The sequence below is a fragment of the Baia soyae genome, assembly GCF_004341445.1.
GTDB lineage: Bacteria > Bacillota > Bacilli > Thermoactinomycetales > Thermoactinomycetaceae > Baia > Baia soyae.
The window spans coordinates 1-8,156 of record NZ_SLXV01000066.1 but is presented as its reverse complement, the minus strand read 5'-3'; the positions used below and the strand labels follow the sequence as shown (position 1 = coordinate 8,156).

Here is an 8,156-nt window from a genome sequence, read left to right as displayed (position 1 = left end):
GCTTCTAATTTTGTCTCAAACGAATACTTAGTCATGAAAAAGCACCTCCAACTGTTGGATTGTATTTCGTGTCCAACAATTGGGGTGCAGTTCACAAAGAGTCGTCTTTTTTCTATGTATACATTCCGCCTCTTATAATTCTACATTCCCACCACTGAGAATGACTCCAATACAACTTCCTTTCTCAATCTGAAATTTGCGGAACATAATAGCAGCCAAAGCAACTGCGCTCGATGGCTCAATGACAATCTTTAGGCGAACCATCGCAAATCGCATCGCAACTTCGATCTCTTCTTCCGAAACCGTCACCACTTCGTGAACCATTTGCTGGATGATCGGAAAATTCCTCTCCCCTACCTGCTGGGTTCTAAGTCCATCTGCGATCGTATCAGGCGGATCAATTCGAACCCGTTCTCCTAGAAGCATCGATCTCCTTACATCATCAGCCCCCTCAGGCTCCACACCATGAATCTTCACACGTGGGTTCATGCCTTTTGCTGCAAGCGCTGTTCCCGATATAAGCCCTCCGCCACCAACAGGAGTAACCAAATGCTCCAAAAACGGATGCTCTTGCATTAACTCATAGGCCGCCGTCCCTGCTCCTGCGATAATATCAGGATGATCAAACGGCGGAATAATGGCCATCCCATGTTCTTCCGAATACTGAGAGGCAATCATTTCTCGACTTTCCTTATAACGATCAAAAAAGAGCACATTCCCCCCATAGCTTTGCACAGCCTCTACCTTACTCTCAGGGGCATCATCTGGCATCACAATGGTGGCTTGTACATCAAGGATTTTACACGCAAGTGCTAATCCCTGTGCATGATTGCCTGAAGAAAATGCAATCACTCCTCGTTTTCTTTCCTCCTCTGACAATTTACTTAAAGCATTATAAGCTCCTCGAAATTTAAAAGCTCCACCTCGTTGGAAATTTTCACATTTTAAATAGACTTGCTGCCGAGACAATTCATTTAACACTCTAGAAGTTAGTACTGGGGTACGATTTGCTACTCCACGGAGTCGTTCGACCGCATCAATAATGTCGTGAAAAATAATCCCTTTATTCATTCGACCCGCTCCTTTGGTAGATTTATTTATTATTTTATCTGAACAGAATCGAAAGGGGAATGAATTTATATTCATCCCATCTTTTTGACAGAGAAATTACTTTGACAGACATATATATGTGTGTTACCTTGTATATTGTGAGGTGAATAACTATGGGTAAAACAATATCAACAGATTTAATTCGTGGCCATACAAGTACCATCATTTTAAATGTACTCCAGCAAGGGGATAGTTACGGATATGAGATTTATCAAAAGATTATCCAGCTTAGCGATCATAAGTACGAACTAAAGGAAGCAACGTTATATTCCGCCTTTCGCAGACTAGAACAGGACGGATATATCAACTCCTATTGGGGAGATGAAACACAAGGCGGCAGACGGAAATATTACCGAATTACAGACTCCGGTAACGTTTTTTATAAACAAAGCAAAAATGAGTGGAATGTAGCCAAAGAGATTTTAAATCAACTCATTGAAGGAGTGATTGAACATGAACCAAAATAAAACGCTCGATAGACAGATACAAATCTATCTAAATCGTCAATTTGAGGGGATTAAGGAGACACAACATCTTTTTGATACAAAAGAAGAGTTGTTTATGAACTTAAAAGAACGCTCAATGGATCTAATCAAAAATGGAAAAGATGAAGAGGAAGCATTTCGTGATGCGATCGCTTCCATGGGGAATTTAAGCGGTTTAGCTGAAGAACTGCGCCAATATGGAGAAGATCCCGTAAAACAATCCATTCATTCTAGAGCACAAGAAAGAATCTCTACCATGGGAATCATCATAGGTGTACTATTAACGATTTTTGGGCTTTTTAACTCTGCCATCGTGTTTTTTATGCATCGTCCTCCTAATGTCGTAGTAGGATCTGGCTTTTTATTCATCATGCTTGGGATCGCACTTATCACATATAGCACACTTACCAGAGAAACTCGATCTCACTTTGCGATGCACAAGATTCGCGCGTTGCTCTATACGGTCGCCATCAGCACCATTTTATTTGGGTTCTTCTCATCCGCATTTAGCTATTTTAGTACTGGAAAAGTGTATGTCGCCATTGCCGCTTGCATGGTATTTGTTCTAATTGGATTAGGTCTATACTTATACCTTACGCTTACCGAAAAAACTCGTCTGAAAGAAAATAAATAGGTACGAATTACATGCTTTTGCCTTCCTTCGCACATTCTAATCCTAACAAGCGTGAGGGAAGGTTTTTTCATATGCTAAACAACCAACAAAAAAAACAACTTCAAGGGCTCCTAGAACAAGAACAGCTAGAATTACAAAAGCGATTCGAAGAACATGGACACTACGGATTAGAAAATTCGATGAATGAATCGGTTGGGGAACTATCTGGTTATGACAACCACCCAGCCGATCTAGGATCAGAGCTATTTGAGCGATCCAAAGACTTAGGATTACAAGACATGGACGAGCATCATATGCTAGATATACAAGATGCCTTATCACGCCTAGAATCCGGAGATTACGGGCAGTGCACTGTATGCCATCAAGAGATTCCGTTTGAGCGTTTAGAAGCCGTACCCTGGACCAAATATTGTATCGAACACCAACCTGAGCAGCATTCCTCCATTCGTCGACCTATCGAAGAACAAGTCCTACACTCGCCCGAGCATACATTTTTAGACCAGACCGACTATAACGGGTTTGACGGGGAAGATGCATGGCAAGCCGTCGAACAATACGGCACATCCAATCCCCCTGATTTCTTTCGAGACGGAGAAGATTACAACAGTCTATACGTAGACAACGACGAAGCACGTGGATATGTTGATTTAGTCGAAGCAGTCGCCATCACCGACATCACTGGACACGTAACCGGATTTGCCGAGATCACTCACAATGATGCGTATCGTAAATTGGAACTAGAAGAGTCTGGATATGATGACGATCTGTTGTAGAAAGCCCGGCACAAATTCAGATGGTCACAGAGCCAATGTAACAAGAAGAATCCACCCTCGAAAACAAAGAAGAAGTGGCCAAACAGATTGGAACTAGATTCAAGGGATCGAGACACTCGTTTGAGCCAGTCTATGAAGTTGCAACTGTGATTGGGGAATGTTTGAGGATCTTAGGTATTAAGTCCCTAAATCGATGTAAGTAAGCGTCTCCCATTTCTTTCCGAAACAAAAAAACTCCTACACCATTTTGGGAATAGGAGTTTTGTTTCCCTCTGAAATAATAAAAAATTTACAAGAAAGTGAAGTATTAATCCTCACTCAACTCATGCTATCATCAATCCTGTTTGTTAACTTATATAGGAGTGGATGATACATGAAAGCAAAACGTTTTATGGCAGGATTGATCGCTTGTAGCGCAATGTTCACAGGAATGGGACTAACTCTACCTTCGTCAACCTATGCTACTACCAGCACGAAAGCTTCTCTTTCCCAAGAACCGACCGAAGATGAATATACGGTGATATCGAATGCGGTGACTGAAAGTTATGTTTTGGATTCATATAAAATGAAGTCATTGGCTTTCTACACACCTAGGCATCCAAATGGTTCTGAGGAGCCGTTCCCAGTCCGTGTTAGAATTACAACAAGCCATTTAGACGTAGATAATCAGAAGACTTCTCGTTGGCAAATGTTCCAACAGCATCCTAAAACAAAAGATCCAAGAGCCTCTCAAATAGTTTCTCCGAACTATATGGTGGGAAATGGACAAACGAAAGAATTTATCGTTGGGGTAGCACCAGGTAAATTAACCTACCTAAATGCGAATAAATTGGTGGGGTCCGATGGTACAATCACGGGTACGATCACGATTGACTATATAAAGTTTAAAAACGAAGAACCTTCGGCAAAAAAATAAGTTAGTGAACAACGACTCACCATTTGAAAATGAGTCGTTGTCATTTTTAATGTGCCTTTGAATCTCACTCTCCAAAAAACTCTCTCAAGGCGCGAACTCGCTTAATAACCAGCCAGTCTAGTAGCAAGACAAACAATATCGAAATACCGGCTAGTGGCAAGAAGATACCTAATAAAACAACGATCACAGCAATCGATTTTAACATTTTCTGATTTGGAACTCTCGATGGGGCACCAAATTTCCCTTTTGGTCGGCGCTTCCACCACATCACCATACCCGCAATCGTTATCCCAACCAACCCCAAGCAGGTGATAAGTCCAATCAATTGATTCCCAATCCCAAAGTACCGTCCCTCATGCAAAGCGATTCCAATCGAAATGGCCTTTGCCATAATGCCATAGTCTGTAAATCGAAGATCTGCTAGCACTTTCCCATTGTATTGATCAATATGCAAAGTTGCCTGATCTTCTGGAGACGGTGGAGATACAGAAACCGTATAAACTCCCTTTTCTCCCTGAGGAAAATTCACCACATATCCCGAATGCACTTTTTTTTCATTCGCTATTTTGATTACCTGTTCTACAGATAATGCAGAATAACCATTTCTTTGATTCGAATTGGGTACTGGCATGTTCTCTGCAGCCCATGATACCTCAGCTACGTCTTTCGTTGGAATCGTCGATTGAGGAGCTCCATCCCATAGACCCTTTGGATAGCCAGTTTGAGTAGACGTAGCTATTTTATTAATCGTCTCTCCCCAGACTCCTGACCATGGAAGACCTGTGAAAACCAAAAGAACAATAAACGAAGAAAGCCAGAAGCCCGTAACAGAATGCCAGTCTCTCCATCCTTGTCTACCACGACGAAAACGAGGGATAATGGTGCCGTAAATCGATTTTCGATCTCTTGGCCACCAGAGATATAATCCTGTAATAATAAGAATAATAGCCCAACATGCAGTTAACTCAACCAATCGGTCTCCTATATCTCCAATCATTAGCTCCCCATGAAGCTTCTCAACAATGGAGAAAAATCGATCCTCCTTACTCAAACTTCCTAAAATCTTTCCATTATAAGGATCTACAAAAATAGTGCTGGATGAATTTTGATTTATAATTTCAACTTCTGTAGAACGTGTAGATTCTTCTCCTGGACGAAAGCTTTTAATAGTGGCTCCTGGGTACTGCTTTTCCACTTTCCCAATCTGTTCCGAAGGTGTTAAAGCTTTCGCCCCAGCCTTCACCTGGTAGTAGTCTTGATATAGGTACCCTTCAATTTGTGGCTTAAATAGATAAAGCGCACCCGTAAGCGCCAGCATAATGAGCAAAGGGGCAAAAATAATACCAGCATAAAAATGCCATCTCCAGATAGAACGATAGATTGTCTTCTGAGAATAACTAGATTGCCCTTGGTCAATAGACTGACTCTCTTCTAATTTCTTCAAAAATCGCACACTCCTCATTAAAAATCACAAATTAGAGTGTAGCATCATTCATCCATTTCAACATGATACAAAAGGGCTATTTTTATTACCAATTTTGTCTTCAGAATTTCAGAAAGTAACTTATTTACATCTACATACACTGTCATTCCAGAAGCAATTGAATGCCCGAACGGATTTTGTGCTACACTGGGTAAGAATAGGAGGTGCTTTACTGATGGAGAATCTCTTGGGATTGTCTGTGACTTTCACAACTCATGCAAAGCCTGTTATTGGAAAAGCGTTACTTTGCATGGGGCAAAACACGATTAACGCTGCTTAAGCCCTTCTGATAATTTGGCTTTGCACCTTATTTGGCTATATAGAATAAGGAGTAGAGCACAAATGGAATATACAAATGCCAAACACATTCTGCCTAATAAGCTGATTGAAGAAATCCAGCAATATATTCAAGGAGAGACCCTGTACATTCCGAAACAAGAAAAAGCAACTCGGACGTGGGGTAGCCTGAATAACGGAAGACAGTGGATTGATCGCCGTAATGCTGACATCCGGCAAGCCTTCAGCAATAATAAGAGCATTGAACAGCTTGCTAAGGACTATTTTCTCTCAGTTGATACTATTAAGCGAATTGTATATACAAAGCAAAAGAAATAGCAGGAAGCACTGGTGAGGATCTTCACCAGTGCTTTTTGTTTACCTATGTCAACATTCATTCTAAGTTATTGTTGGCATATAAATAGGCACATTTACCGGTTTACAATAGGGATATTCTATATAGCAAAGAGAGGAAGCAGCAATGAGTGAACAAAAGAGTAGAAGCAGACATCTAGTTGATCCTGAGATTTCAAGTGCGCTTGATTTATTTCCGACAAGCGATCTAAATACCGCATCGCTGATGGCATCGCGTGAAAATCAAGCCAAAATGCCTCAAGCCGATGTTACGCAATTGTTCCCTGTGTCATTTGAAGAGAGAACAGTTCCAAGTTATTTCGGTGGCCCAGATCTACGTATCGAAATGATCAAGCCGCTTCAGTCTAATCATGACAAAATGCCTTTACACTATACAATTCATGGTGGCGGAATGGTGATGGGGAGTCCAGTCGTTGACCGGGCTGGCAATGCAGCACTTGCTGCCCAGCATGGCTTCTGCTGCGTGGCGATCAAATACCGTCTTGCTCCCGAATATATTCAACCTAGTCAATTGCAGGATTGCTATTCAGGCTTGAAGTGGTGCGTGGAGCATGCAGATCACTTGGGAATCGATAAACACAAAATCGCAGTTGCGGGAAGTAGCGCCGGTGCTGGTCTGGCAGCTGGTCTCGCTCTATATATTCGTGATCAGAAGGAATTTGACATACATCATCTAAGACTGCGCAGCCCCATGCTTGACGATCGCACAAGTGTTTCTCCGAAGCATCCTTTTGCAGGAGAGTTTGTCTGGACGAGAGGCAGCAACCATTTTGGCTGGGAATCTGTATTAGGGCATAGTCCCGGGCAGGCGGAAGAAAGTGAATATTACGTGCCCGCACGCGCCAAATCGTTGGCCGGCTTGCCGCCAACCTATATCAGCATTGGCAGTATTGATTTATTTATTGATGAAGCCTTATCATTTACAAAACAGTTGGTATTTGACGGTGTCTTGGTTGAATTGCATGTCTATCCCGGCTATCACCATTTGTCTCCGATGTTTCCGAATGCCCACTATAATCAGGAAGGCGCGAGATCCAGTGAACATGCCTTGCTGAGAGCATTAGGAATGCTTTGATTTTATGCTCCATGAAGATGATCTTCACAACAAAAAACCTCCTACACCATTTTTGGAATAGGAGGTTTTTTATATAAGGATTTTAATCCCTATTTCATTGGCATCCCAGGAGCGATTCGAACGCCCGACCGACGGCTTAGAAGGCCATTGCTCTAATCGAATCCAGGTTGTTGAAGATGTAATCATTTCAACAACCTGGATTCAATTTAGTTTTCGAATATAGGAAGATACAAAACAATCAGCCCATATTTTAAAATGGGGCTGTGAATAGGTTGCTATCCTTAGGAAGTATGAATACTAATGATAAGAGTTCTTATTATGTAAGATAAGGAGTGAAAACATGTCTCAAGCTAATATACCTAATATTTCGCCTAATATTTCGATTACAAGAGAAGATGCCATTAACCTGTTGCTTTCATCGATTGCGTTAGAAGAGCTAGGACTTAGTCATATTATTAATGCCGAGGGCGAAAAGCTCCAATACGTTCTGGGAACTCTCCCTGGAGTATCAACATCCTTTCAACCTTCCATTAGCGATCTACTTACGATAAATAGTAGTGTTCGCGACACCATTAATGTGATTGGAAAGAAAGAATGGATACTGAATGAGAAGTTAGTAAACGTATTAGAAACAGATGTTACGATAGGGCCTCAGGGACCTCAGGGACCTGCGGGTACCACTGGATCATCAGGAGGGCCTCCTGGACCACCGGGACCAACGGGCATAGGAGTTGCTGGAGCTACCGGACCTCAGGGTGCTACCGGGCCTCAAGGAAACACTGGACCGCAAGGCAATACAGGGCCACAAGGGACTACTGGACCTCAAGGGACTACTGGACCTCAAGGGAACACTGGACCGCAAGGGAACACGGGGCCACAAGGGCCGACGGGAACGTTTGTTACCGGTGATTTCTTATTCACAGTCCAAGGTACGGGGGCAAGTGGAAGTGGAAGCGCTTCGATGAGCTTTGGAGATACGCTAACCTTTATATCCGATACACTGGAGATAAACGTAACGCCCGGTTCGGC

At 42.3% G+C, this 8,156-nt stretch carries 9 protein-coding genes and 1 tRNA gene; 7 read left to right on the top strand and 3 right to left on the bottom strand.

Annotated elements, in window-relative coordinates:
• Window positions 1–132: 132 nt before the first annotated feature.
• The gene (locus EDD57_RS13845) at window positions 133–1,071 is read right to left on the bottom strand and encodes a pyridoxal-phosphate dependent enzyme (protein ID WP_131850005.1); all 939 of its coding nucleotides are present in this window, start codon (window positions 1,069–1,071) and stop codon (window positions 133–135) included.
• 152 nt (window positions 1,072–1,223) lie between these two features.
• On the opposite strand from EDD57_RS13845, the gene EDD57_RS13840 reads away from it, so the two are divergent.
• The 4 genes from EDD57_RS13840 (at window position 1,224) to EDD57_RS13825 (ending at window position 3,918) form a co-directional block, all read left to right on the top strand.
• Window positions 1,224–1,577, top strand: a complete 354-nt coding sequence (locus EDD57_RS13840) for a PadR family transcriptional regulator (protein ID WP_131850004.1) — start codon at window positions 1,224–1,226, stop codon at window positions 1,575–1,577.
• On the top strand, window positions 1,564–2,229 hold the full coding sequence (locus EDD57_RS13835) for a permease prefix domain 1-containing protein (RefSeq protein WP_131850003.1): 666 nt from the start codon (window positions 1,564–1,566) through the stop codon (window positions 2,227–2,229). Before EDD57_RS13840 ends, EDD57_RS13835 begins: the two co-directional genes overlap by 14 nt.
• Window positions 2,230–2,300: 71 nt before the next feature.
• On the top strand, window positions 2,301–3,002 hold the full coding sequence (locus EDD57_RS13830; RefSeq protein WP_165873845.1) for a TraR/DksA C4-type zinc finger protein: 702 nt from the start codon (window positions 2,301–2,303) through the stop codon (window positions 3,000–3,002).
• 373 nt (window positions 3,003–3,375) lie between these two features.
• Window positions 3,376–3,918: a hypothetical protein gene (locus EDD57_RS13825; RefSeq protein ID WP_131850001.1), complete on the top strand. Its 543-nt coding sequence runs from the start codon at window positions 3,376–3,378 to the stop codon at window positions 3,916–3,918.
• Between the two features lie 64 nt (window positions 3,919–3,982).
• On the opposite strand, the gene EDD57_RS13820 is transcribed toward EDD57_RS13825, so the two are convergent.
• Entirely contained in the window at window positions 3,983–5,362 is a 1,380-nt protein-coding gene (locus EDD57_RS13820; protein ID WP_243649567.1) for a PepSY-associated TM helix domain-containing protein, read from the bottom strand.
• Between the two features lie 381 nt (window positions 5,363–5,743).
• Here EDD57_RS13820 and EDD57_RS13815 point away from each other — a divergent pair, with 381 nt between their 5' ends.
• Together EDD57_RS13815 and EDD57_RS13810 are read left to right on the top strand one after the other, a co-directional pair.
• Window positions 5,744–6,016, top strand: coding sequence for a CD3324 family protein (locus EDD57_RS13815; RefSeq protein WP_131849999.1), 273 nt, complete (start codon window positions 5,744–5,746; stop codon window positions 6,014–6,016).
• Window positions 6,017–6,158: 142 nt separating this feature from the next.
• A complete protein-coding gene (locus tag EDD57_RS13810) occupies window positions 6,159–7,127 on the top strand; it encodes an alpha/beta hydrolase fold domain-containing protein (RefSeq protein ID WP_131849998.1) in 969 nt (322 codons plus the stop codon).
• A gap of 98 nt (window positions 7,128–7,225) precedes the next feature.
• Here the strand turns inward: EDD57_RS13810 and EDD57_RS14555 are convergent.
• Window positions 7,226–7,328, bottom strand: a tRNA-Arg gene (locus EDD57_RS14555).
• Window positions 7,329–7,467: 139 nt separating this feature from the next.
• Between EDD57_RS14555 and EDD57_RS15025 the strand changes: the two genes are divergently transcribed.
• A partial coding sequence (locus EDD57_RS15025; protein ID WP_165873844.1) for an alpha-helical endospore appendage domain-containing protein occupies window positions 7,468–8,156 on the top strand: 689 nt, incomplete at its 3' end.